Annotated in this window: 21 protein-coding genes and 1 riboswitch; of the genes, 11 read left to right on the forward strand and 10 right to left on the reverse strand. The window is 55.6% G+C overall.

The window, feature by feature from the left end; genetic code table 11:
* Positions 1–328: 328 nt before the first annotated feature.
* Entirely contained in the window at positions 329–2,458 is a 2,130-nt protein-coding gene (locus HWQ15_RS04525) for a TonB-dependent siderophore receptor (protein ID WP_038416739.1), read from the forward strand.
* Positions 2,459–2,584: 126 nt separating this feature from the next.
* Here the strand turns inward: HWQ15_RS04525 and parE are convergent, their stop codons facing one another.
* Genes parE through nudF form a run of 5 tightly spaced genes read right to left on the reverse strand, consistent with a single transcriptional unit; the run spans position 2,585 to position 6,993 of the window.
* Positions 2,585–4,477 carry a DNA topoisomerase IV subunit B gene (gene parE / locus HWQ15_RS04530; RefSeq protein ID WP_022649422.1) on the reverse strand — a complete coding sequence of 631 codons (1,893 nt, stop codon included), beginning with the start codon at positions 4,475–4,477 and terminating at the stop codon, positions 2,585–2,587.
* A gap of 28 nt (positions 4,478–4,505) precedes the next feature.
* Positions 4,506–5,087 (reverse strand): esterase YqiA, encoded by a 582-nt coding sequence (yqiA, locus tag HWQ15_RS04535; RefSeq protein WP_022649423.1) that lies wholly within the window; start codon positions 5,085–5,087, stop codon positions 4,506–4,508.
* Positions 5,087–5,914: a 3',5'-cyclic-AMP phosphodiesterase gene (cpdA, locus tag HWQ15_RS04540; RefSeq protein ID WP_022649424.1), complete on the reverse strand. Its 828-nt coding sequence runs from the start codon at positions 5,912–5,914 to the stop codon at positions 5,087–5,089. Before cpdA ends, yqiA begins: the two co-directional genes overlap by 1 nt.
* 27 nt (positions 5,915–5,941) lie before the next feature.
* Positions 5,942–6,364, reverse strand: coding sequence for a DUF1249 family protein (locus tag HWQ15_RS04545; protein ID WP_063149090.1), 423 nt, complete (start codon positions 6,362–6,364; stop codon positions 5,942–5,944).
* A complete protein-coding gene (nudF, locus tag HWQ15_RS04550; protein ID WP_022649425.1) occupies positions 6,361–6,993 on the reverse strand; it encodes an ADP-ribose diphosphatase in 633 nt (210 codons plus the stop codon). The genes HWQ15_RS04545 and nudF overlap by 4 nt, the downstream gene beginning before the upstream one ends.
* Positions 6,994–7,196: 203 nt before the next feature.
* On the opposite strand from nudF, the gene tolC reads away from it, so the two are divergent.
* From tolC to HWQ15_RS04565, 3 genes are all read left to right on the forward strand, one after another.
* Positions 7,197–8,675, forward strand: coding sequence for an outer membrane channel protein TolC (tolC, locus tag HWQ15_RS04555; protein WP_022649426.1), 1,479 nt, complete (start codon positions 7,197–7,199; stop codon positions 8,673–8,675).
* A 190-nt stretch (positions 8,676–8,865) separates the two neighbouring features.
* Positions 8,866–9,531 carry a DUF1190 family protein gene (locus HWQ15_RS04560; RefSeq protein WP_006811983.1) on the forward strand — a complete coding sequence of 222 codons (666 nt, stop codon included), beginning with the start codon at positions 8,866–8,868 and terminating at the stop codon, positions 9,529–9,531.
* 2 nt (positions 9,532–9,533) lie between these two features.
* The gene (locus tag HWQ15_RS04565; protein WP_022649428.1) at positions 9,534–10,694 is read left to right on the forward strand and encodes a glutathionylspermidine synthase family protein; all 1,161 of its coding nucleotides are present in this window, start codon (positions 9,534–9,536) and stop codon (positions 10,692–10,694) included.
* An 81-nt stretch (positions 10,695–10,775) separates the two neighbouring features.
* Here the strand turns inward: HWQ15_RS04565 and ygiD are convergent, their stop codons facing one another.
* Complete coding sequence (gene ygiD, locus HWQ15_RS04570; protein WP_023306969.1) at positions 10,776–11,564, reverse strand: 4,5-DOPA dioxygenase extradiol; 789 nt, start codon at positions 11,562–11,564, stop codon at positions 10,776–10,778.
* 130 nt (positions 11,565–11,694) lie between these two features.
* Here ygiD and zupT point away from each other — a divergent pair, with 130 nt between their 5' ends.
* The 5 genes from zupT (at position 11,695) to HWQ15_RS04595 (ending at position 17,632) form a co-directional block, all read left to right on the forward strand.
* Complete coding sequence (gene zupT / locus HWQ15_RS04575; protein WP_022649430.1) at positions 11,695–12,468, forward strand: zinc transporter ZupT; 774 nt, start codon at positions 11,695–11,697, stop codon at positions 12,466–12,468.
* 266 nt (positions 12,469–12,734) lie between these two features.
* Entirely contained in the window at positions 12,735–13,295 is a 561-nt protein-coding gene (locus tag HWQ15_RS04580) for a fimbrial protein (RefSeq protein ID WP_022649431.1), read from the forward strand.
* 76 nt (positions 13,296–13,371) lie between these two features.
* Positions 13,372–15,816 (forward strand): fimbria/pilus outer membrane usher protein, encoded by a 2,445-nt coding sequence (locus HWQ15_RS04585; protein WP_063149089.1) that lies wholly within the window; start codon positions 13,372–13,374, stop codon positions 15,814–15,816.
* Positions 15,817–15,825: 9 nt separating this feature from the next.
* Positions 15,826–16,587, forward strand: a complete 762-nt coding sequence (locus HWQ15_RS04590) for a molecular chaperone (RefSeq protein WP_022649433.1) — start codon at positions 15,826–15,828, stop codon at positions 16,585–16,587.
* Positions 16,571–17,632 (forward strand): type 1 fimbrial protein, encoded by a 1,062-nt coding sequence (locus tag HWQ15_RS04595; protein WP_063149088.1) that lies wholly within the window; start codon positions 16,571–16,573, stop codon positions 17,630–17,632. Before HWQ15_RS04590 ends, HWQ15_RS04595 begins: the two co-directional genes overlap by 17 nt.
* A gap of 44 nt (positions 17,633–17,676) precedes the next feature.
* Here HWQ15_RS04595 and ribB read toward each other — a convergent pair whose 3' ends face one another.
* Positions 17,677–18,330, reverse strand: coding sequence for a 3,4-dihydroxy-2-butanone-4-phosphate synthase (ribB, locus tag HWQ15_RS04600; protein ID WP_003862538.1), 654 nt, complete (start codon positions 18,328–18,330; stop codon positions 17,677–17,679).
* Positions 18,331–18,435: 105 nt separating this feature from the next.
* Positions 18,436–18,586: riboswitch (FMN riboswitch) on the reverse strand.
* Between the two features lie 120 nt (positions 18,587–18,706).
* Here ribB and ubiK point away from each other — a divergent pair.
* Positions 18,707–19,003 (forward strand): ubiquinone biosynthesis accessory factor UbiK, encoded by a 297-nt coding sequence (ubiK, locus tag HWQ15_RS04605; RefSeq protein WP_000566823.1) that lies wholly within the window; start codon positions 18,707–18,709, stop codon positions 19,001–19,003.
* Positions 19,004–19,117: 114 nt separating this feature from the next.
* Here the strand turns inward: ubiK and hldE are convergent, their stop codons facing one another.
* Genes hldE through HWQ15_RS04620 form a run of 3 tightly spaced genes read right to left on the reverse strand, consistent with a single transcriptional unit; the run spans position 19,118 to position 24,767 of the window.
* The gene (gene hldE, locus HWQ15_RS04610) at positions 19,118–20,548 is read right to left on the reverse strand and encodes a bifunctional D-glycero-beta-D-manno-heptose-7-phosphate kinase/D-glycero-beta-D-manno-heptose 1-phosphate adenylyltransferase HldE (RefSeq protein ID WP_063149087.1); all 1,431 of its coding nucleotides are present in this window, start codon (positions 20,546–20,548) and stop codon (positions 19,118–19,120) included.
* A gap of 40 nt (positions 20,549–20,588) precedes the next feature.
* A complete protein-coding gene (gene glnE / locus HWQ15_RS04615) occupies positions 20,589–23,444 on the reverse strand; it encodes a bifunctional [glutamate--ammonia ligase]-adenylyl-L-tyrosine phosphorylase/[glutamate--ammonia-ligase] adenylyltransferase (protein ID WP_063149086.1) in 2,856 nt (951 codons plus the stop codon).
* A 21-nt stretch (positions 23,445–23,465) separates the two neighbouring features.
* Positions 23,466–24,767: an inorganic triphosphatase gene (locus HWQ15_RS04620; RefSeq protein WP_058646836.1), complete on the reverse strand. Its 1,302-nt coding sequence runs from the start codon at positions 24,765–24,767 to the stop codon at positions 23,466–23,468.
* Between the two features lie 237 nt (positions 24,768–25,004).
* Between HWQ15_RS04620 and HWQ15_RS04625 the strand changes: the two genes are divergently transcribed.
* On the forward strand, positions 25,005–25,625 hold the full coding sequence (locus HWQ15_RS04625) for a TIGR04211 family SH3 domain-containing protein (protein ID WP_001303390.1): 621 nt from the start codon (positions 25,005–25,007) through the stop codon (positions 25,623–25,625).
* Positions 25,626–25,653 lie beyond the last annotated feature (28 nt).

Raw genomic sequence — 25,653 nt, forward strand, 5'->3', positions numbered from 1 at the left:
TGTGAGTTTGCCGCCGCGCTATGTAGTAGTCAAGCGAAGATATACCCTGTAAACCCCAGGGATAACTGAGCATCGCTTCACAAATCAAAATTCCTTTTTATCAATTATTTTCAATGCCTTAAACAGGAAATCAACGCGTATTAGCCAGAGAGAAACCTCTGTAGCGAAATTTTTATTTATTCCATTTACTACTACATTCCCTCATGCTTGAATGATTCTCAATTACAAGTCCGATGCCGTAGAGGCTAACGGACAGACCGTAAGGGCAATGACTCACACATTCTTCCGCGAGCATTTCATCGCAGGATATTTTGGGAAAACAGATGTAATGGCTAAGTTCACACCTTCATTCGCCGGGGTAAAAGGGCGCGCGCTCTTTTCACTCCTGTTCATGGCGCCTCTGGTGCACGCAGCAGCAAAAGACGGTGAGACGCTTACCGTCACTGCCGACCCTTACGCTTCCACCGACGCCACCAGCGGCTATCAGCCCCTGAACACCTCCACCGCCACGCTGACCAACATGCCGATGCTGGACATCCCGCAGGTGGTCAATACCGTCAGCGATGAAGTGCTGGAAGACCAAAACGCGACCACGCTCGACGAGGCGCTGTATAACGTCAGCAACGTGGTGCAGACCAACACCCTGGGCGGCACGCAGGATGCTTTCGTGCGCCGTGGCTTCGGCGCAAACCGCGACGGCTCGATCATGACCAACGGCCTGCGCACCGTGCTGCCGCGCAGCTTCAATGCCGCAACCGAGCGCGTGGAGGTGCTAAAAGGCCCGGCCTCGACCCTTTACGGTATTCTCGACCCCGGCGGCCTGATTAACGTGGTGACCAAACGCCCGGAGAAAACCTTCGGCGGCTCGATTTCTGCCACATCAACCAGCTTTGGCGGCGGTACCGGACAGTTTGACGTCACCGGTCCGATTGAAGGTACGCGTCTGGCCTATCGCCTGACGGGGGAGTATCAGGACGAGGATTACTGGCGTAATTTCGGCACCGAACGCAGCACCTTTATTGCCCCGTCTTTGACCTGGTTCGGCGATGATGCCACCGTGACCGTGCTCTATTCGCATCGCGACTATAAAACGCCGTTCGATCGCGGAACGATCTTCGATCTCAACACCAAAAAGGCCGTCGACGTCGATCGCAAAACCCGCTTTGATGAGCCATTTAACGTGACCGACGGTCAGTCCGACCTCGCTCAGCTTAACGCGGAGTATCGCCTTAACAGCCAGTGGACCGCGAAGTTCGACTACAGCTACAGCCAGGATAAGTACAGCGATAACCAGGCTCGCGTGATGGCCTACGATTCAAAAACCGGCAACCTGACCCGCCGCGTGGATGCGACCCAGGGTTCGACCCAGCGTATGCACACAACGCGGGCAGATTTGCAGGGGAACGTGGACATCGCGGGCTTTTACAATGAGATCCTGACCGGCGTGTCGTATGAGAATTACGATCTGCTGCGTACGGACATGATCCGTTGTAAGAACGTTAAGGATTTCAATATTTACAACCCGAGCTATGGCAGCCTCGGCAAGTGCACCACCGTCTCGGCATCCGACAGCGATCAAACCATCAAGCAGGAGAGCTACTCCGCTTACGCGCAGGACGCGCTGTACCTGACCGATAAATGGATCGCCGTTGCCGGACTGCGCTACCAGTATTACACCCAGTACGCGGGCAAAGGCCGTCCGTTTAACGTCAACACCGACAGCCGCGACGACCAGTGGACGCCGAAGCTGGGCCTGGTATACAAGCTCACGCCGGCAGTCTCCCTGTTTGCTAACTATTCCCAGACGTTTATGCCGCAGTCGTCCATTGCGAGCTACATCGGCGACCTGCCGCCGGAAACGTCGAACGCGTATGAAATAGGCGCTAAATTCGACCTGTTCGACGGCATTACCGCCAATATCGCGCTGTTTGATATCCACAAGCGCAACGTGCTGTACACCGAGAGCATCGGTGATGAAACCGTCGCCAAAACCGCGGGCCGCGTGCGCTCGCAGGGTGTCGAAGTGGATCTCGCCGGATCGCTGACCGAGAACACCAACATTATCGCCAGCTACGGCTATACCGATGCGAAGGTGCTGGAAGACCCGGACTACGCGGGCAAACCGCTGCCGAACGTGCCGCGCCATACCGGCTCCCTGTTCCTGACGTACGATATTCACAATGCGTTTGCCGGGAATACGCTGACAATTGGCGGCGGCGGGCACGGCGTGAGCCGTCGTTCAGCGACTAACGGTGCGGATTATTATCTGCCGGGCTATTTCGTGGCGGATGCATTTGCGGCGTACAAAATGAAGCTGCAATATCCGGTGACGCTACAGGTGAACGTGAAGAATTTGTTTGATAAGACCTACTACACGTCGTCGATTGCGACCAATAACCTGGGCAACCAGATTGGCGACCCGCGTGAAGTGCAGTTTACGGTGAAGATGGAGTTTTGACGTCAGTGCGAGGCGTTCCCCTCACCCTAACCCTCTCCCCAGAGGGGCGAGGGGATCGATCGTAGGCCCGGTAAGCGCAGCGCCACCGGGCAAAAAAAAGCCCTGCATCGCAGGGCTTTTTCAGCATCAGGCCTCAATATCCGCCATATCGCCTTTCTCCTGCAGCCAGTTACGTCGGTCTTCCGAACGTTTCTTGGCAAGGAGCATATCCATCATGGCGTTGGTTTGCTGTTCGTCTTCGTCGCTGATCGTCAGCTGCACCAGACGGCGCGTGTTCGGATCCAACGTCGTTTCGCGAAGCTGCATCGGGTTCATCTCGCCCAGCCCTTTAAAGCGCTGCACGTTCGGTTTGCCCTTCTTGCGCTTCAGCTGTTCCAGCACGCCCGCTTTCTCTTCTTCCGTCAGCGCATAGTAGACTTCTTTGCCAAGGTCGATACGGTACAGCGGCGGCAGCGCCACGTGGACGTGACCGTTTTTCACCAGCGCGCGGAAGTGCTTCACGAACAGCGCGCACAGCAGCGTGGCGATGTGCAGGCCATCGGAGTCCGCATCCGCGAGAATGCAGATCTTGCCGTAGCGCAGCTGGCTCAGATCGTCGCTGTCCGGATCGATGCCGATCGCCACGGAGATGTCGTGTACTTCCTGCGAGGCCAGCACTTCATCAGACGAGACTTCCCAGGTATTCAGGATCTTACCCTTGAGCGGCATGATCGCCTGATACTCACGATCGCGCGCCTGCTTGGCCGATCCGCCCGCCGAGTCCCCTTCCACCAGGAAAAGCTCGGTGCGGTTGAGATCCTGCGCGGTACAATCCGCCAGCTTGCCCGGCAGCGCGGGGCCGCTGGTCAGTTTTTTACGCACCACTTTCTTCGCCGCGCGTAGACGACGCTGGGCGCTGGAGATCGCCATTTCAGCCAGCATTTCTGCGGCCTGAACGTTCTGGTTCAGCCACAGGGTAAACGCATCTTTCACCACGCCGGAAACAAACGCCGCACACTGGCGTGACGACAGGCGCTCTTTAGTCTGACCGGCAAACTGCGGATCCTGCATTTTCACGGAAAGCACGTAGGCGCAGCGGTCCCAGATATCTTCTGCGGAAAGCTTCACGCCGCGCGGCAGAATGTTGCGGTATTCGCAGAACTCGCGCATCGCATCCAGCAGACCCTGACGCAGGCCGTTGACGTGCGTCCCACCGAGCAGCGTTGGGATCAGGTTGACGTAGCTTTCCGTCAGCAGCTCACCGCCTTCAGGTAGCCACAGCAGCGCCCAGTCCACCGCCTCGGTATCACCTTCGAAATTCCCGACGAACGGTTTTTCCGGCAGGGTCGGCAGGCCGTTAACCGCTTCGCACAGGTAGTCGTTCAGACCCTTTTCGTAGCGCCAGCTCTGTTCGGTGTTGTTAACGTGATCTTTAAAGGTGATTTCTACGCCTGGGCACAGCACCGCTTTGGCTTTCAGCAGGTGCGTCAGGCGGGAAACAGAAAAGCGTGGGCTGTCGAAGAAGCTTTCGTCAGGCCAGAAATGGACGCTGGTGCCGGTGTTGCGTTTACCGCACGTCCCGACGACCTGCAAATCCTGCACTTTTTCGCCGTTTTCAAACGCGATGTTATACACCTGTCCGTCGCGACGGACGTTCACTTCCACGCGCTTTGACAGAGCGTTAACCACGGAGATCCCCACGCCGTGCAAGCCGCCAGAGAACTGGTAGTTTTTGTTGGAGAACTTACCGCCCGCATGCAGACGGCAGAGGATCAGCTCAACGGCAGGAACCCCCTCTTCCGGGTGAATATCCACCGGCATGCCGCGGCCATCGTCGATGACTTCCAGCGACTGATCGGCGTGCAGGATAACGTCCACGCGTTTGGCATGACCTGCCAGCGCTTCGTCCACACTGTTATCAATTACTTCCTGGCCCAGGTGGTTTGGGCGCGTCGTATCGGTGTACATCCCCGGGCGGCGGCGAACCGGCTCAAGCCCGGTGAGTACCTCAATGGCATCAGCGTTATAGGTTTGCGTCATGATTTAAGCTAGCAATTCGCATTGATTGTCAGTGGCTGTGCAGTCCAAGAAAATCGACAATCTGGGTGAAATGATCTTCAAAGCCCGTGAAAGCATGGTTTCCGCCCTCTTCTACAGTCTGGCGGCAGGATGCGTAATACGCCACTGCCTGGCGGTAATCCAGCACTTCATCTCCCGTCTGTTGCAGCAGCCAGATAAGATCGGGCGCTTCAAGCGGGTCGACCTGCATAACTTTGAGATCGTAAATATGGCGTGACTCTAGCACATATTGTTGGCCGGTGTAGGGGTTCTCGTTTTCGCCAAGAAAGTCCCTTAACAGCTCAAATGGCCGGACCGCCGGGTTAACGACGACAGCGGGCACCATAAAGCATTGCGACAGCCAGGTGGCGTAGTAGCCGCCGAGGGACGAGCCGACAACGCCAAACGATTCGCCGCCGTGTTCAAGCACAATCGATTCCAGCATTTCTGCCGCGTCCGCCGGATAAGGGGGCAGCTGCGGAATAATCATCTCCACGTGCGGATGATGTTCGCTCAGCCACTGGCGAAACTGCGTCGCCTTTGCGGAACGCGGAGAACTGTTGAACCCGTGCAGATAGAGGAGCGTCGACATCAATAGCCTTCTGAAGCGGTATCCGGGCGGAACTGCGCGCCAGCCAGACGGCACACTTCGGTGGTCAGCGAGCCGTCGGCATGCAGGTCCAGCCAGCGCCAGCCCGGTCCGATGGTGTCCAGCGTGAAGTTAGCGCAATGGGGCTTGAACTGCACGCAGGTGGACGGCGTCGCGAGCAGGCGGCGACCGTTCCAGTCGAGATCCTGTTCCTGGTGAATGTGCCCACACAGCAAATTTTTCACGCGCGGGAATTTCGCCAGCACGCTATCCAGCGCCGCAGAGTTGCGTAAGCTGTGCTGATCAAGCCAGCTACAGCCCGCCGGCAACGGATGATGATGCAGTAACAGCAGCGTATTACGATTCGGTTCGGCGGCCAGTTTTGTCTCCAGCCAGTCAAGCTGATAGTCGCTCAACTCACCGTGCGGAACGCCAAACACCTGACTGTCGAGGAGCAGAATTTGCCACTGGTCCCCCGTAAAGACACATTTTGCCGGCGAAATCCCCGCCTCCTGAAGCGAACTGTACATGGCGGGCTGAAAATCGTGATTGCCCGGTAGCCAGACGCAAGGCACACTAAAGCTCGCAATTCCTTCGGCGAAATGCTGATAGGCTGCGGAGGATTGATCCTGCGCCAGATCGCCTGTCGCGACGATCAGATCGCATGGCCGCTTTTCAGCATGGATCGCGTCAAGAACCGCCTGATAACTCTCCCAGGTGTTCACGCCCAGAAGCGTCTCATGCTTTTCGGCAAAAAGGTGGGTGTCGGTGATTTGTAATATCCTGACTGGCGCCCCACCAGCAACAGTCAGGTTCAACAGGCTTTCCAAATGGTGTCCTTAGGTAGGTTTATGACGCTAACAAACCGGAATCGCCATTGCTCCATGTGCTAAACAATATCTTAGCCAGTCGGCTAAAAACTGGTTAATTTGATGCTTTTCGTCGCGTTGATGCAACTTTTTATTCGGATAATCATACCGCGCTTTGAAGCGAAAGATCTGCTGGCTTGAACACACTTCAGCGACCATCGCATCATGATAAAGACGTACCGTCATTGACGGCAGGCTCCAGTAGCTGATGCTCGGCGCCGTTTGCTCAATCGCCACCAGCGTAGTGTAGCGCGTTGATTCTGTTATCGTTAACCGATACTGCGCGTTGCTCACCTGATAGCTTACCGTTTCGCCGGGCGCGTCGTTTCGCGGCAGCAGGCGGCGCAGCTGGGCGAAATTGGTTTCGCACAGGCGCATCATTTCTGGGAAGTCAGGTGTATAGCGCTTCATTTTTTCCACTCGTTTCGTAAATTCTGATGATGCAGTTGCAGCCATTGCAAGGCGATGACAGACGCTGCGTTGTCGATTAAACCCTCTTCTACCCATTGGTAAGCCTGCTCCCGACTCACCACATGAACCCGAATATCTTCGTTTTCATCTGCCAGACCGTGGATCCCTTTCGCTGTCGTGGCGTCCACTTCGCCCACCATAATAGATGAGCGTTCCGTTGTTCCCCCCGGACTTGCCAGGTAGCTCAACACCGGTTTCGTCCGACCGATCGCCAGGCCTGCCTCTTCCAGCGCCTCACGGCGAGCGACGTCTTCGACCGACTCACCCTCCTCGATCATCCCGGCCACCATCTCCAGCAACCACGGCGTTTCGCTGGTATCATACGCCGCAATACGGACCTGCTCGACCAGCACGACTTCATCACGCACTGGGTCAAAGGGTAGCAAGACTGCCGCATGCCCGCGCTCAAAAATTTCGCGTTTGATTTCACCGCTCATTTCACCGTTAAACAGGCGATGCCTGAAACGGTAAAGTTCCATTGAAAAAAAACCGCTATAAAGCGTTTCTCGTGCAATAATTTCTACATCGTTTTTGGCGAAGGTGACAGGCACGTTTTCTGGTTTTTGCATCGGTCGAGTCCTGGTAGCAATGGTGATGAAATTGTGAATTTCAAGGCTGTTTGGCTGCCGTTTGTATGGCTATATGGTAGATTGGAGCAAATTACCGCCAGATGGCACGTTACGCCAACCTTTTGGTGTGGATGATTCTGTTAGAATCGGCAATTATTTTTAATTAGATCAGCGCTAATACTGCTTCACAACAAGGAATGCAAATGAAGAAATTGCTCCCCATCCTTATCGGCCTGAGCCTGACGGGCTTCAGTGCAATGAGCCAGGCAGAGAACCTGTTACAGGTCTACCAGCAGGCACGTCTGGGCAACCCTGATTTACGTAAATCAGCGGCCGATCGTGATGCTGCGTTTGAAAAGATTAACGAAGCACGTAGTCCACTGCTGCCGCAGTTAGGCTTAGGTGCAGATTATACCTACACTAACGGTTTTCGCGATAACAATGGCATCGACTCGAATGCCACCAGCGCCTCTTTACAGCTTACACAGACCCTGTTCGACATGTCCAAATGGCGTGAACTGAGTTTGCAGGAAAAGAGCGCAGGCATTCAGGATGTCACCTATCAGACCGATCAGCAAACGCTGATCCTGAATACCGCGACCGCCTATTTCCAGGTGCTGAGCGCGATTGACGCGCTCTCCTATACCGAAGCGCAGAAACAGGCGATTTACCGTCAGTTAGATCAAACCACCCAGCGTTTTAATGTGGGTCTGGTTGCGATCACTGACGTGCAGAACGCCCGTTCACAGTACGATACCGTACTGGCTAACGAAGTGACCGCACGTAACAACCTCGACAACGCACTGGAAGCACTACGTCAGGTCACCGGTAACTACTATCCTGAGCTGGCCTCTCTGAACGTGGACAGTTTCAAAACAGACAAACCACAGGCGGTTAATGCTCTGCTGAAAGAAGCGGAAAACCGTAACCTGACCTTATTGCAGGCGCGCCTGAGCCAGGATCTGGCACGCGAGCAGATCCGCCTTGCACAGGATGGTCACCTGCCAACCCTGAGCCTGAGCGCCTCTACCGGCGTATCGGATACCAGCTACAGCGGGTCTAAAACGACGTCTCAGGCCTATGACGACAGCAACGTTGGCCAGAACAAAGTGGGCCTTAGCTTCTCTCTGCCGCTGTACCAGGGCGGGATGGTTAACTCTCAGGTGAAACAGGCGCAATACAACTTTGTGGGTGCCAGCGAGCAGCTGGAAAGCGCGCACCGCAACGTGGTGCAGACCGTGCGTTCTTCCTTTAACAACGTCAATGCCTCTATCAGTAGCATCAACGCTTACAAACAGGCCGTTGTCTCTGCGCAAAGCTCTCTGGACGCGATGGAAGCAGGCTACTCCGTCGGTACGCGTACCATCGTTGACGTGTTAGACGCAACGACCACGCTGTATAACGCGAAACAGCAGCTCTCCAGCGCACGTTACCAGTACCTGATTAACCAGCTGAACATCAAACAGGCGCTGGGTACGCTGAACGAGCAGGATCTGCAAATGCTGAACAGTACGCTGGGTAAACCGGTATCCACGTCGCCTGACAGCGTGGCGCCGGAAAATCCAGAGCAGGATGCCGCGGTTGATAACTTCAACGCTAACGGCAGCGCACCGGTTGCACAGCCAGCGGCAGCGCGCAGCACCTCACCTGCGAGCAGCGGCACGAATCCGTTCCGTAACTAAGTGTGTCATCAGGCCCAGTGCGGCCTGATGCCCTCACCCCAGCCCTCTCCCACAGGGAGAGGGAGCACATTAATCCCCCCCGAACGTAAGCCAACGTAAAGATCCCCCGGATTTCGCCCCTCTTCGCTTCATTTTCAACCACTCATCCTCTATCCTGAGCGTTAATACCCCTGGGTCCTGGAAGACAAATATGAAACGGACAAAAACGATGAATCACGCGTCGTTCCGCAAAAGCTGGAACGCACGCCACCTGACACCTGTCGCGCTGGCGGTCACCGCCGTCTTTATGCTGGCAGGCTGTGAGCAAAGCGACGAAACGGTGTCGCTATATCAAAACGCTGACGATTGTGCTAGCGCAACCGGTAAAGCCGCCGAGTGTACGACGGCCTATAACAACGCCCTGAAAGAGGCAGAACGTACCGCGCCGAAATATGCCTCACGCGAAGACTGTGTAGCCGAATTCGGCGAAGGCCAGTGCCAGCAGGCTCCTGCTCAGGCAGGTATGGCGCCGGAAAACCAGGCGCAGGCACAGTCCAGCGGTAGCTTCTGGATGCCTCTGATGGCGGGTTATATGATGGGCCGTCTGATGAGCGGCGGCGCGGGCTACCAGCAGCAACCGCTGTTTAGTTCTAAAAACCCAAACAGCCCGGCGTACGGTAAATACACCGATGCCACCGGCAAGGGTTACGGTGCTGCAACGCCTGGCCGTACGATGACCGTACCGAAAACCGCGATGGCACCGAAACCAGCCACTACCAGCACCATTACCCGTGGCGGCTTCGGTGAGTCTGTGGCGAAACAAACCACCATGCAGCGTAGTGCGACCGGCTCTTCGACTCGCTCAATGGGCGGCTGATCATGGAACGAGTCAGTATTGTCGAGCGCCCGGACTGGCGCGAAAAAGCCACCGAATACGGTTTCAACTTTCACACCATGTACGGCGAGCCGTACTGGTGTGAAGACGCTTACTATAAGCTCACGCTCGCGCAGGTCGAAAAGCTTGAAGAGGTGACCGCAGAACTGCACCAGATGTGCCTGAAGGTGGTAGAGAAAGTCATCGACAGCGATGAGCTGATGACCAAATTCCGCATTCCGAAGCACACCTGGAGCTTTGTTCGTCAGTCCTGGAAAACGAACCAGCCTTCGCTCTACTCTCGCCTCGATTTGGCATGGGATGGCGTGGGTGAACCGAAGCTTTTAGAAAACAACGCAGATACGCCCACCTCCCTGTACGAAGCCGCGTTCTTCCAGTGGATCTGGCTGGAAGATCAGGCGAATGCCGGAAACTTGCCGGAAGGCAGCGACCAGTTCAACAGCCTTCAGGAAAAACTGATTGAGCGTTTCGCCGAACTGCGTGAACAGCACGGTTTCAACCTGTTGCACCTCGCCTGCTGTCGCGATACCGAAGAAGATCGCGGTACGGTTCAGTATTTGCAGGACTGCGCAGCCGAAGCGGAAGTGGCGACGGAATTCCTCTATATCGAAGAGATCGGTTTAGGTGAAAAAGGTCAGTTTACGGACACGCAGGATCAGGTGATCAGCAACCTGTTCAAGCTCTACCCGTGGGAATACATGCTGCGCGAAATGTTTTCTACCAAGCTGGAAGACGCCGGTGTGCGCTGGCTGGAACCAGCCTGGAAGAGCATTATCTCCAATAAAGCCCTGCTGCCGATGCTGTGGGAGATGTTCCCGAACCACCCGAACCTGCTGCCTGCTTACTTTGCCGAAGATGATTTCCCGCCGATGGAGAAATACGTCGTTAAGCCAATCTTCTCCCGTGAAGGCGCGAACGTCTCGATTATCGAAAACGGTAAAACGCTGGAAGCGGTTGAAGGGCCGTACGGTGAGGAAGGGATGATCGTCCAGGCGTTTTATCAACTGCCGAAGTTTGGCGACAGCTATACGCTGATCGGCAGCTGGCTTATTAACGATCAGCCTGCCGGGATTGGTATTCGCGAAGATCGCGCGCTGATTACGCAGGATCTGTCGCGTTTCTACCCGCATATTTTTATTGAATAAGACTTGCCGGGTGGCGGCTTCGCCTTACCCGGCCTACATGTCGAGCGTAGGCCCGGTAAGCGCAGCGCCACCGGGCATGTTTTACCCCACCTGCACCGACAGCATACTTAAGCTCCCCATCTCAATACCGTCGACCGGTGTTGTGATAACCTCCTGACCATCCCATGCGCCTAATACATACAGCAATGGCAAGAAGTGTTCCGGCGTCGGGTTAGAGAGCGAACCGCCGTCGTGATCCAGATAGTTCACCAAAGGGTGCCGTTCGACCGGCCCTTGCCAGGTCAGGTTGTCTTTTACATAGTCATTAAAGGCTGTTGCCCAAGGGTACGGCGTATTTTCACCGTGCCAGCGTACCGTACGCAGGTTATGCACCACGTTGCCACTGGCAATCAGCATGATGCCCTCATCACGAAGCGAAGCCAGCTTACGTCCCATCTCCATGTGCCAGGCAGCCGGTTTGGTGCTGTCGATACTCAGTTGCACCATCGGGATATCCGCATCAGGATACATCTTAATCAGCACGCCCCACGAGCCATGGTCAAAGCCCCAGGCCTCTTTATCCAGGGTGACCGGGAAAGGTGCCAGCAAATCCACCAGCGTTTGCGCCAGCTCAGGCGAACCGGGGGCCGGATAATGCGTATCGTACAGCGCCTGCGGAAAACCGCCAAAATCATGGATCGTTTTTGGCGCTTCCATGGCCGTCACGCCGGTACCCCGGGTAAACCAGTGCGCAGAGACCACCACAATTGCCTTCGGACGCGGTAACGTCTTACCCAGTTGACACCAGGCGCGGGTATAGACGTTATCTTCCAGAACGTTCATGGGGCTGCCATGGCCTAAAAACAGTGCTGGCATACGAGAAGGAGACATGGTGATATCCTTAGAGGAAGTGACAAAGTGATGGGCCTACATTACGCGCATTCAGGTGAAGATGAACGTAGATAACCGTGAAGATCATCATCAGGAAATTTGAATGCCAGATATCGCTTAAGGAGAATGCATGTCAGTACCTTTGATTTTGACCTTACTTGCGGGCGCCGCGACCTTTATCGGTGCGTTCCTTGGGGTACTCGGTCAAAAACCCTCTAATCGCCTGCTGGCCTTCTCGCTGGGTTTCGCCGCCGGGATTATGCTGCTTATCTCGCTGATGGAGATGCTGCCCGCCGCGCTTCACGCCGAAGGGATGTCGCCTGTTCTGGGCTATGGCATGTTTATCATTGGCCTGCTGGGTTATTTTGCACTCGACCGTATCCTTCCTCACGCGCACCCGCAGGATCTAATGCAAAAAAGCGTTGCCCCCATCCCTGGCAATATCAAACGCACGGCCATTCTGCTGACGCTGGGTATCAGCCTGCATAACTTTCCGGAAGGTATCGCCACCTATGTCACGGCCAGCAGCAACCTGGAAATGGGTTTTGGTGTCGCGCTGGCCGTTGCTTTGCACAATATTCCTGAAGGACTTGCCGTTGCCGGGCCCGTTTATGCCGCCACGGGTTCAAAACGTACAGCTGTCTTTTGGGCGGGTATCTCCGGGATGGCTGAAATTCTCGGCGGCGTGCTGGCGTGGCTGATCCTCGGTAGCCTCGTATCCCCGGTTGTAATGGCTGCAATTATGGCTGCCGTGGCCGGGATTATGGTCGCGCTATCTGTCGATGAGCTGATGCCGCTGGCAAAAGAGATCGATCCCAACAATAACCCAAGCTACGGCGTGCTGTGTGGAATGTCAGTGATGGGGATGAGTCTGGTTCTGCTACAAACGGCAGGTATTGGTTAAGAATTAATGCCTCCGTTTCATACGGAGGCATTATACTATTCAAAATAACAATCCTATATATTTATCCTATAATAACTCACCAAATATAAACCCATTAGAATTTCAAAAAAAGACGCCTCTTAAGATAGCCTGAAAATATTAATTAAAAGCACCTACAAATATATTTAAGTCACGTTAATCGCGTATTCCCACCCCAATCCGTATACTTTGCAAGTATTCTGAAATTAATATTCACATTATGAATCACTTTGAAAAAGGATATTTCCATGTATATGGGTAAGAAATTACTGTTAGCAGCGGCTATGGCTGGCATTGTGTCGGGTTCTGCTTTTGCTGAAGATCAAGGCTCTGGCAAAATCAAATTCAAAGGTGTTGTTATTGACGCACCGTGCAGCATCGCACCAGACAGCGTTGATAAAGAAGTCGATCTGGGTGAAGTGACTACGGCCGTTATCAACGCCAACAAAAAATCCACGCCGGTTCCGGTCGATATTAATCTGGAAAACTGCCAGCTTGACGATCCAGCAGACGAAACCGACACGCCAATTACCAAAGTGGATGTCACATTCACCAGCGCAGCGACAGACGCGACAGACACCAGCCTGATGAGTAACACCTATGCAAGTGGTGCGCAGAACGTGGGTGTACGTCTGCTGGATAATGCGGAGGCTGCTATCACGCTGGGAGAATCCAACGAGGTTGAGTTGCTGGCAGGATCAACCACCCAGACGCTGCATTTCAAAGCGGTTATGGAAGTCCCCACGGGTAAAACTGCGACGGCAGGCCAGGTTGAAGCCACGGCTAACTACGTCCTGTTGTACAAATAGTTCTGTTACGTAACAGTATTAGCCGACTGGTAATTCATACCGGTCGGCATCCTTTATATATTCGAGTAACAGGATGATGACATACAAATTACAATGGATAATCATCATTGCATCCCTGTTAATGACGAGACTTACCTCTGCCACTGAATTTAATATAAACGCCATTGATAAAGATCAGCGCGGCAGCGTCGATTTATCACGTTTTAAAGATCAAATATCGGTTACGCCGGGAAGCTATTTCGTTACCGTTTCAGTTAATGATATTCCGCTGGCAAATGGCTGGCTCCTTCGCTGGAGAGAAATAAATAACGCGGTTCAGGTGTGTATTCCTCCCGAACTGGCCGATACATTTGCGTTACAGGATGAGGTTCGTCACACTTTGCCAGAAAAAGAGGGATGCGTTGATTTCGCCGCCAGACCAGACATCAGATTTACGTTTGAGCAAGATAGCCAATCCCTGAATGTGACGATCCCCCAGGCGTGGCTGCAATACCGTGCGGTAGACTGGATGCCGCCATCCACCTGGGACAACGGCGTGCCGGGCGTACTGCTGGATTACAATCTTTTTGCCAGCCATTATCAGCCCAATAGCGGCAGCAGCAATAACAACGCCAATACCTATGGCACCGTCGGTGCGAACATGGGCGCGTGGCGCCTGCGAAGCGATTACCAGTACACGCGAAGCGATACTGAAGCAGGCTCAGAGCAGGATGGCCGTTTTTCACGCGTATATATGTTCCGCCCTCTGCCCTCAATCGGAGCGAAACTAACGCTGGGTGAAACGGATTTCCAGTCCGCAATTTTTGACGCCTTTACCTATACCGGCGCATCGCTAATCAGCGAAGAACGTATGCTGCCATGGTCGCTGCGCGGCTATGCCCCGCAGATTACCGGGATAGCGCAAACCAACGCCACGGTGACCGTAAGCCTTGCCGATCGCGTGATTTACCAAAGTAAAGTGCCACCAGGCCCGTTTGTTATTCAGGATCTTAACCAGTCGGTTCAGGGCACGCTGGACGTCAAAGTCACGGAAGAGGACGGCCGCGTCAGCACCTTCCAGGTCTCTGCCGAGTCCGTGCCGTTTTTAACGCGCAAGGGTCAGGTTCGCTACAAGTTCGCGGCGGGTAAAGCGCGCCAGGGTGCCTCCCATGACGTTGAAGATAACGCCTTCATGAGCGGCGAATTTTCCTGGGGCATGCTGTCACACACCTCCCTGTATGGCGGCACGCTGACTGATGGCGACGGTTATCGTTCCGTCGCTGCCGGGATCGGCCAGAATATGGCCTGGCTGGGGGCGCTCTCTTTTGACGTCACGCAGGCCACCAGCCAGCTGCCACACCAGCGCAGTCAGACGGGTTACAGCTATCGCATTAACTACAGCAAGCGTTTCGATACCACCGGCAGTCAGCTTACGCTTGCCAGCTACCGCTACTCAGACCCCCAGTTTTTGAGCTACGCCCGCTACCTTGATTATGACGACGGTGACCGCCAGTCGGAGAAACAAACCCTGAGCGTGACGGCAAGCCAGTACATTTCAGCGTTATCCCTGAACCTGTACGTCAACATGCTGCGTCAGACATGGTGGAATGATTCACCTTCCACGACCGGCAGCATCACGGCGGGCTACAACTTTGATATGGGCCGCTGGAAGAACCTCGGCGTAACCCTGTCCTGGAGTAAAACGCATTACGATGAGGAAGACGAAAGTGACGATACTCAGTTCTATCTCTCGCTCAGCGTACCGCTCGATCCCGATCATCGTCTTAACTATGACCTGCGTAACAGCGACACGCTGAGTCATAACGTGTCGTGGTATGACACGTCGGATCGCAATAATACCTGGGGCGTTTCCGCAGGCGCGGAGAGCGGAAAGCCAGATTCCGGCGCGCAGGTCAGCGGGAATTATCAGCATTATTCTACGTACGGCGATCTCAATCTCTCAGGCAGCTATAAAGCTGACGAATATAACTCCCTCAGCGCGAGCTGGAGTGGTTCCTTCACCTCAACGGCGAAAGGCGCCGCGCTGCACCGGCGAAGCTACGGTAATGAACCTCGTGTGATGGTCAGCACCGACGGGGTAGGCAATATCCCGCTGAACATGTCGCGAGATGAGACCAACCGTTTTGGCATCGGCGTTTTACCGTCATTCTCCAGCTATTCTCCCTCCAGCGTGCAGGTCAATCTGAACAACCTCCCTGATGGCGTGGACGTAGACAACCGCGTCGTGACCTCAACCTGGACTGAGGGAGCCATTGGTTATCGTCAGATTGCCACGCGCGCAGGTAAGGACGTGACAGGCGTTCTGCGAATGTCATCAGGAGCGCCACCTCTCGGGGCGATTGTTCGCCTGGAAGAAAGCGATTTGCAGGTTGGGATGGTGGCCGATGAAGGCCGCGTCTGGCTGGCCGCCGTTGAGCCAGAACAGCAGTTTCGCGTGACATGGGGCGACAACCAACAGTGTCGCTTCTCGTTACCTTCTCACTTAGAAAACAGTATGCAGTTGATACTGCCGTGTCAGTAAGAAATCATCATGAAATTAACGCCGTTTAAAAGCCTGTGCCTGATGCTAACCAGCACAGCATTTGCTACCCACGCAGCCATTAATCTGGACCGCACGCGCATTGTTTTTCCAGAAAGCGACAAGGCCAGCAGCCTGAAAGTGGACAACCAGAGCAAGGTGCTGCCTTATCTGGCGCTCTCCTGGATTGAAGATGAAAAGGGACAAAAAGAAGATACGCACTTTATGGCGCTTCCCCCCATTCAACGTATCGAAGCGGGCACCTCGTCGCAGATAAGGATTGTTAAACAAGCCGCTACTCGCCAGCTGCCAGGAGACAGGGAATCGCTGTTTTATTTCAACCTGCGTGAAGTACCGCCAAAAAACACCAGCGCCAGCGAGGAGCGCAGCGTGATGCAGGTAGCAATGCAGAGCCGAATTAAGCTGTTCTGGCGTCCAGAAGCGATTAGCAAAAAATCCGGCGAACTGACTGAAATGCGAATGGAAATTTCCGCCAACGCGGATGGGCTCACGGTCCACAACCCTACGCCGTACTACATCACGCTGGCGTGGCTGAGCAAAAATGCTAAAACCATGCTGCCGGGTTTTGACAGTCTGATGATTGCGCCTTTCGCCACGGCAACCGCGTCTACCGGCGATTACCACGGTAGTTATTACAGCATCGGCTATATCGACGATTACGGTGCCCTGAAAAAAGTCGACGTGCAGTGCACCGGAACGGCGCAATGTAAACTTACCGAACGGAAAATCGATAAAGATGCGAAAGCTCGCTAGTGTCCTGCTTACATTGCTGCTTTCAGCGCTACCTTTGGAAGATGCGATGGCGCTTAACTGTTATCTGGGTGGCTCTGGCGGTTCCGTCGAGGAGACAAAAACGATCTCCCCCTTTGCCATACCCAGCAACGCCCAAATTGGCCAAAAAATATGGGAGTCTGATGACATTAAGATTCCGGTGACGTGTGATAACAACGTCTCGAGCAATTTTAAGCCGGAAGATGTCTTTGCCTGGGTAAATCCTTATCCTGCCGCAACCGATCCCTATTATGAGCTGGGCGTCACCTATGAAGGTATAGATTACGATGCTACAGGTCAGCCCAACGGCGTGGATACCCGCCAGTGTCTGGACAACAATAACATCACTATTTACACCCCTGCTCAAATCCGCCAGATGGGGTGGGAGAATCGCATTTGCTCTGGTAATCCGGATGATATCCATATTTCGCGCACGTTCGTCGCCCGATTACGACTTTTCGTGAGAATAAAGGCTGTGCCGCCGCATGGCTATGTCAGTTCGCTCAGCGATTACATCGTTGTGCAATTTGACGGTAAGGGTGGCGTTAATCAGATGGCCGACGCGAAGAACCTGAAGTATCACATCAACGGGCTGCAAAACATTACGGTCCTTGATTGCGGGGCGACGTTTAGCATTTACCCTGAGAATCAGGAGATCGACTTCGGCACCTTCAGTGCGCGCGACATTGTGAATCAGCAGAAGCGTATTCGCACGTTTTCAATTCGAACCACCAAAGTGCAGGATGCCCAGTGCTCGGACGGATTTAAGATGGACTCGTCATTTTACACAACCGAAACGCTCAGCGCAGACGACACCGCGGTACTGATAGGGAATGGGTTAAAGCTGCGTATTCTTAACGGAACGGAGCCTTACACATTCAACCAGTACAAGGAATACGCCGATTTTACGGGCGATATGATGAATCTTGAGCAAAACTACACGGCTGAACTTTCGCGGGATGAAGGAAAAGCGATTCAGTCCGGGCCGTTTGAAACCGTGGTACTGTTCAAAATTAACTACCACTAGAAACAAAAAAGCCGGGTTTCCCCGGCTTTTTCACATCAGCATGTTCAGCTGGCTTTACGCTCATGCGCCCGGCGGTATTCAACCAGGTCTTCAATCGTCACCACTGGCATATTGTGCAGACGCGCAAAGGTGATGCACTCCGGCGCGCGCGCCATGGTGCCATCATCGTTGGTCAGTTCGCACAGCACGCCTGCGGGTTTGAAGCCAGCCAGCGTCACCAGATCGATGGTCGCTTCGGTATGACCACCACGGGTCAGCACGCCGCCCGGCTGCGCGCGCAGCGGGAAGACATGACCAGGGCGGTGCAGATCGGAGGGTTTTGCACCATCAGCAATCGCTGCACGCACGGTAGTCAGGCGGTCAGCCGCCGACACCCCGGTGGTGACGCCATGTGCCGCTTCAATGGTCACGGTGAAGCCGGTACCAAAGGCGCTAGTGTTGTTTTCAACCATCATCGGCAGATCAAGCTGCTGGCGACGGTCTTCGGTGATGCACAGGCATACGATGCCGCTACCGTGACGGATGGTCAGCGCCATCTGCTCAACGGTCATGTTCTCGGCGGCAAAAATCATGTCGCCTTCGTTTTCACGGTTTTCATCGTCAAGCACCATCACACCGCGGCCTTCGCGCAGTGCATCCAGTGCATGTTCAACACGTTGAGTTGAAGTGCCAAAAGAGGAAAGTAGCGTCTGATTCATGGTAAAAAAACCTCATTAACTTTATGGTTACCAGAATCAGGGCAGTCTTAGGAGCGCCGTACAAGCGGCAAAAAAATAACGTGAGCGGGCCTTGCCCGACTGGATCGTTACTCTCTCCCATCCGGACTCTAACCGTCGGCCCCGGAATTACACCGGATCTGCTGACCTTTGAGAATTCACCCAAAGCGCTCGCGGGCTTTCAGCGTTAAGCTGATTTACCGCCGGTGGGGAATTTCGCCCCGCCCTGAGAATAAGCGAGATAACTATAACGCTATTGATTACCCTGGGCAATGCATAAGCTTCAAACAATTTTGTTTAACCCGCGGCATGACGCGCTACAATAGGCACTAACACCTTTTCATCAAGGGAAACGACAATGATTGACCCAAAAAAAATTGAGCAGATCGCGCGTCAGGTTCATGAGTCCATGCCGAAAGGTATTCGTGAGTTTGGTGATGACGTTGAGAAGAAAATCCGCCAGACGTTGCAGGCACAGTTGGTTCGCCTTGATTTAGTCAGCCGCGAAGAGTTTGACGTGCAGACGCAGGTGCTGCTGCGCACCCGCGAGAAGCTGGCGCTGCTGGAACAGCGTCTGAGCGAGCTGGAGAGCCGCAATGCGCCGGAAGAGGTGAAGCCAGCGCCAGCTATTCCACCGGTGGATGACCAGGCATAGTGCGGCCTGTTGTGCCCGGTGGCGGCTACGCCTTACCGGGCCTACATGAACGCGTAGGTCGGGTAAGGCGCAGCCGCCACCCGACATAAAAAAACGGGCCAACTGGCCCGTTTTTTACTGACTGTCTTTCTGGATCTTCTTAATGATGTTAGTGGTTGAACACCCGTCCTCAAAGTTGAGCACCATCACTTCACCGCCATTCGCCCAGACCTCTTCGCTACCTGCGATTTGCTCTGGCTTGTAATCACCGCCCTTCACCAGCAGGTCAGGCAGAATTCCGGCAATCAGGCGCTGCGGGGTGTCTTCTTCAAATGAGACCACCCAGTCCACCGCTTCCAGCGCGCCGAGCACTATCATGCGCTGCTCCAGCGGGTTCACCGGACGCGTTTCACCCTTCAGACGTTTGGTTGAGGCATCGCTGTTGACCGCCACAATCAGGCGGTCGCCCAGCTTGCGCGCATTCGCCAGATACGAGACATGACCCGCATGCAGGATGTCGAACACGCCGTTCGTCATCACCACTTTTTCACCGCGTTTGCGCGCGGCGGCAACGGCCACTTTCAGCTCGTCTTCGGTCATGACGCCAAAGCCGGTATCCGCACGCCCACGCACCGCATTTTCCAGCTCGATTGGCGAAACGGTGGAGGTTCCGAGTTTACCGACGACCACGCCCGCCGCGGCGTTCGCGAAGTAGCACGCTTCTTCCAGAGTGTTACCCGCCGCCAGCGTCGCCGCCAGCACGCCGATCACCGTATCACCGGCACCGGTCACGTCGTACACTTCCTGCGCCTGGGTTGGCATATGCAGCGGCGCCTTGCCCGGTTGCAGCAGCGTCATGCCCTGTTCTGAACGGGTCACCAGCAGCGCAGACAGCTCGAAATCAGCGATGATTTTCATGCCGCGCTCAACCAGCTCTTCTTCAGTTTTGCACTTGCCCGCCACCGCTTCAAACTCAGAGAGGTTGGGCGTCAGGAGGGTTGCGCCGCGATAGCGCTCAAAATCGGTGCCTTTCGGGTCGATCAGCACCGGAACGCTGGCTTTGCGCGCCAGCTGGATCATGGTCTGCACGCTCGCCAGCGCACCTTTGGCATAATCAGACAGCACCAGCGCGCCGATATTGCCCAGCGCCTGGCTAATGCGCTCGTGCAGCGGCTCAGGATCAACGCCTTCGAACCCTTCCTCAAAGTCGAGGCGGATCAGCTGCTGGTTACGCGACAGCACGCGCAGCTTGGTGATGGTTGGGTGGGTCGGAACAGAAACGAAGTCGCACTTCACGTTCACGTCCGCCAGCGACTGGCTCAGCGCACGCGCCGCATCGTCAATGCCGGTCAGGCCCACCAGACGCGAATGCGCGCCCAGCGAGGCTATGTTCATCGCCACGTTTGCCGCGCCGCCTGGACGTTCTTCAATGGTGTCGACCTTAACTACCGGCACCGGCGCTTCCGGAGAGATACGGCTGGTCGGCCCATACCAGTAGCGATCCAGCATCACATCCCCGACAACCATAACTCCAGCACGTTCAAACTCTGGCAGTGTTACTTTCATTCCTGACTCCAGAAAGATTCACAATTTGCGCGCGATAATATCACACTTGTTTTGTTACGCACGGTTCCACCAGCCACTTCTGCCAGCTTGCGGTCACCTGCGCGCGTTCATCGGTGAAACCGTCCTGCGCCACATGGCCCGGCTGTTCCTGTAAGGCCAGATGGTGCAACTCATCACGCAGCGTGGTGTAGGCGCGGGTTAATGCCTGCGCCTCCTGCTCATCCATAATGTCGTTCTGCGCCAGCAGTTCCAGTATGCGCACGTTATCCGACCAGCGGGTCAGCTTCGGCTTATCGTGCGCGTGCAGCAGCACCAGGTACTGAGTGATAAACTCGATATCGGTAATGCCGCCTTCATCGGCTTTAATATCAAAGCGATCGCGATGTTTGTTGCCAAGGTGCGCGCGCATCTTCTCCCGCATTTCCCGCACTTCGGTTTGCAGCGTACTGCCCTCGCGCGGGGTCGTCATGACCGCCTTGCGGATCGCATCGAACTGCGTTTTGAGCTGCGGATCGCCGTATACCACGCGGGCGCGCACCAGCGCCTGATGCTCCCACGTCCAGGCTTCGTTCTTCTGATAGTCGGCGAAAGCCTCCGTCGAGGTAACCAGCATGCCTGCCGCGCCGGACGGGCGCAGACGCGCATCCACTTCATACAGAATGCCGGATGAGGTGCGAGTGCTGAACAGGTGCATGATGCGCTGGGCCAGGCGCAGGTAGAACTGCCGCCCGTCGATTTCGCGCTCGCCGTCGGTCATCACGTCAACCGGACAGTCGTGGAGGAAAATCAGATCCAGATCGGAGCTGTAGCCCAGCTCCCAGCCGCCCAGCTTGCCGTAACCCACCACCGCAAAACCGCGGCCTTCACGGTCAGCAAGGTGCTTCGGCTGCCCGTAGCGGGCCACCATCTGCACCCACGCCTGGTGGACCACCGCGTCGATGATCGCTTCCGCCAGCCAGGTTAAGTGATCGCTCACTTTCATTACCGGCAGGGTACCGGCGATATCTGCCGCCGCCACGCGCAACATCTGTGCCTGCTTAAACTGACGCAGCGCCTCAAGCTGTTGCTCTTCGTCCTCTTCCGGCACGCGCAGCAGATACTGACGCAGCTCGTCGCGGTAAGCATCCGTCGCCGTCGGCTGATAGAGCGTATTCGGGTCGAGCAGTTCGTCGAGCAGCAGCGGATAACGCGCCAGCTTGTTCGCCACCATCGGGGAGGCGGCGCAAAGGGAAATCAGATGCTTCAGCGCGCCGGGAAACTCACTTAACAGTTCAAGGTAGGTGGTACGCGTGACGATCCCGCTCAGGAGCGGCATCATGCGCGACAGCGGCACCGGCGCATCCTCGCGGGAGCAGACATCGCTCAGCAGATGCGGCATCAGATGATCCAGCACCTGACGACCGCGCGGGCCAATGGCGCGTTTGTTCAGTTCGAGGCGGAAGTCGGCGATTAACGCCACCACGCGATGGCGGGCATCGTCGCTTAAGTGCGCCAGCACCGGCGTGGTGTCATCTTCCTGAAGCGCGTCCTGCCACAGTTCGCGCCAGTGCTCGGAGAGCGCATCGTCCTGCGATTCACTTTCGTCGTCGCCGATCAGATCGTTAAAGATGCGGCGCACGCCCGCCATATGCGCTTCCAGCCGTTCCGTCAGCGCCGCCCAGTCATCCACCCGCATCCCCCAGGCCAGACGCGCCCGGTTCAGCTCATCGCCCGGTAACGTCTGGGTCTGTTCGTCGTTGATACTTTGCAGCAGATTTTCCAGACGACGCAGGAAGAGATAAGCGTCACGCAGCGTTTGCGCGTCGCCTTCCGGCAGCAGATGCAGCTGATCGATAGCGCTGAGCGTCGGCAACAGCGAGCGGGATTGCAGAGAAGGTTCACGCCCGCCGCGTATCAGCTGGAAGACCTGGACGATAAATTCGATCTCACGAATACCGCCCGCGCCGAGCTTGATGTTGTCCTTCAGGCCACGGCGACGCACCTCGCGGGCAATCATCCCTTTCATATTTCGCAGGGACTGGATCACGCTGAAGTCAATGTAGCGGCGGAACACGAACGGGCGCAGCATGGCGCGCAGCTCGTTGGCGTAGGCATCGTCACTGTCGCCCATGATCCGCGCTTTGACCATCGCGTAACGCTCCCAGTCGCGACCCTGCTCCTGGTAATAATCTTCCAGCGCAGCAAAGCTCAGCACCAGTGGCCCGCTGTCGCCAAACGGACGCAGACGCATATCCACGCGGTAGACAAAACCATCCTGGGTGGGCTGATCCAGCGCCTTAATCAGCCGTTGCCCCAGGCGGGTAAAGAACTGGGCGTTGTCCAGCTCGCGACGACCGCCGCGCGTGGAGCCGTTTTCCGGCCAGGCAAAAATCAGATCGATGTCTGAGGAGAAATTGAGCTCGCAGCCGCCCAGCTTGCCCATCCCCAGTATCAACAGCGGTTGCGGAACCCCGTCTTCGCTGCACGGCGTGCCCCACTCTTTACAGCAGGCGGCGTAGAGCCAGTCCCGAGCGGCGACGATCAGCGTCTGCGCCAGCTCGCTCAACTGCTGCAAGGTGCTCTCTTCACTCACCAGCTCCAGCGCCTGCGCCCAGGCAATGCGTACCATCACCCGGCGGCGGAACTGACGCAGAACGCGCATCAGCGTGGGTTCATCTGCCACCTCTGCCAGCGCGGTTTGCAGCCAGCCAGCATAATGCCGCCACTCGTCAGCCTGCGGCGGCGCGCTTTCCAGCGCTGCCAGCCAGTCCGGGTTAGCGCTGACGCTCTCCTGCACAAAATCACTGAACGTGAGCACGCTTTTCGCCTGCTCGCTTAACGATGACGCGGGTAACGACTCAGGCAGGCGTTCACAAACGGTCTGCCAGTGCTGCTGTAACTGCGAAGAAAGCGGCATATCAGGGGTTCCTTGCCAGAATTAACGTTTTCCGCTGTGCAGCCAGTACGGATCCTGCGAAATGGCCTCGTTGCGGAAATGCTCGATCTCAATCTGCTGACGGGTCTCGATGGCATGCTTAAGCCCCTGCCAGTTCTCCAGCCAGGCCTGCGCCTTCACGCCCTCATACGCACCTGACAGCAGCAACATGCTGTCGATGTTACGCGCCAGGCGGGGAAGCTGATCGCCATACTGGTCGCCCAGCGGATGCGCGAAGGTGGTTCGCAGCTCGGCCGCGTGACGGGAGAGGTGGATATCCGCAAAACGTTTGAAGTTTTCCGCGATTTTAGTCTGCCCTTTCGCATCGAGGAAAATGCGCCAGCCGCGCGTCACCAGAAATTCGGTCAACGCCAGTTTCGCGCTGGCGTTTTGCGGGCTGTAGATCGCCGTTTGTGCCGACACGTCAGAAAGCATCAGCGTTTCGGTTTGAGTGAGCAGATCACGTAAGTGAGCGCTGGCTTTACGCGGTACAATACCGCCGAACAACGCCAGGGTGTGACGCACCAGACCCATAGCAGCGAGCACCTGTTTTTTGGCATTTTTCACGTTACGCGCCCACAGCTCCTCGTGGTACTGCCACTGAGAGAGCGCCAGCTCCAGCGCCGCTTCCATGCCCTGCTCAACGGAGGCTTTCGGCACAACGCGCAGAATCGGGGTTTCTCGCAGCACGCGTGGCGCATTCCCGGCGGCCAGGTGATAGCCGCGCGCCGCTTTACTCAGGCTGCCCTGACGCAGGCCAGGCTGGTTCACCAGCTTGTGCGCCAGCTTCAGCACGTCGCTCGCGTCGCCTTCCAGCAGTTCAAGCTCCAGCTCGCAGATCGGCTCCTGCTCTTCACCAGCCTTAATTTCACCCCGATCAAACGCGATCTCAATACGGCTCTTGCCTTCCGTCACCAGCCATTTCTCGCGCCAGAAATCGGTGCTGAACAGCGGTTGCGCCTCTGCCGACAGCGTTGCGGGCAGCGTCCCTTCCGGCCACACTTCCGCCGGAAAACGATCCAGCTCAAGTTCTGGCTTACTGATGTCGATATTGTATTCCGGACGCTGGTGCAAACCGCCCACCACGCGACCGGCGATTTTCATCGTCATCTCGTAGCGCCCGTTCGCACCACGGATGCGCAGGCCCATATCGTGGTTGCGCAGCCAGTTGTCCGGCGTTTCGTAATAGATGTTGAGCAGCTGTACGGGTTCATGGTGCTCGCCGGACAGCGTATTCAGATGCTGGCGGAGCGCGTCAGCGCTGTCTTTTTCGACGATAAACTTTAATTCGATCTCTTGTGCCATAGCCTTGTACTTTTGCGTGCGTCACAGACGCGTCGATGAAGGCGAACTTCCTCGCCATTTGTTTGTCAGTACATAGTATTTTGCGCCAAATTGCCACGCAATGAGCAATTTGACGGGCGTAAAAGTTTAAAGCGGTGGAAATCATGACACAGATGATTCCGATTGATGATGAATCCTTTGCGTAGCGACACTGATACCACTACTATCGTTCCACTTTTTATGAAAATAACGACTGATATGCTTAAATTACGCCTGATTGGACTTACTTTACTCGCTTTTAGCGCCGCAACCGCGGTCCACGCTGAAGAGAAACGTTACGTTTCTGATGAACTGAATACCTGGGTACGCAGCGGCCCTGGAGACAATTATCGCCTCGTGGGTACGGTAAATGCCGGCGAGGAAGTGACTCTGCTGCAAACTAACGCAGACACCAATTACGGTCAGGTTCGTGACAGCTCTGGCCGCACCTCATGGATCCCGCTGAAAGAGCTAAGCACAGTGCCAAGCCTGCGCACCCGCGTGCCGGATCTGGAAAATCAGGTGAAAACCCTGACCGATAAGCTGAACAACATTGACGGTACCTGGAACCAGCGCACCGCAGAGATGCAGCAGAAAGTGGCGCAAAGCGACAGCGTGATCGCCGGTCTGAAAGACGAAAATCAGAAGCTGAAAAACGAGCTGATCGTCGCACAGAAGAAAGTAAACGCCGCTAATCTACAGCTGGATGACAAACAACGCACCATCATCATGCAGTGGTTTATGTATGGCGGCGGCGTACTGGGCGTCGGTCTGGTGCTGGGTCTGGTGCTTCCTCACCTTATCCCAAGCCGTAAACGTAAAGACCGCTGGATGAACTAACTCGTCTTCTCTGCCACACTTACGTATC

Origin of the sequence: Enterobacter sp. DSM 30060 (assembly GCF_013375955.1) — a bacterium.
Lineage (GTDB): Bacteria > Pseudomonadota > Gammaproteobacteria > Enterobacterales > Enterobacteriaceae > Enterobacter > Enterobacter intestinihominis.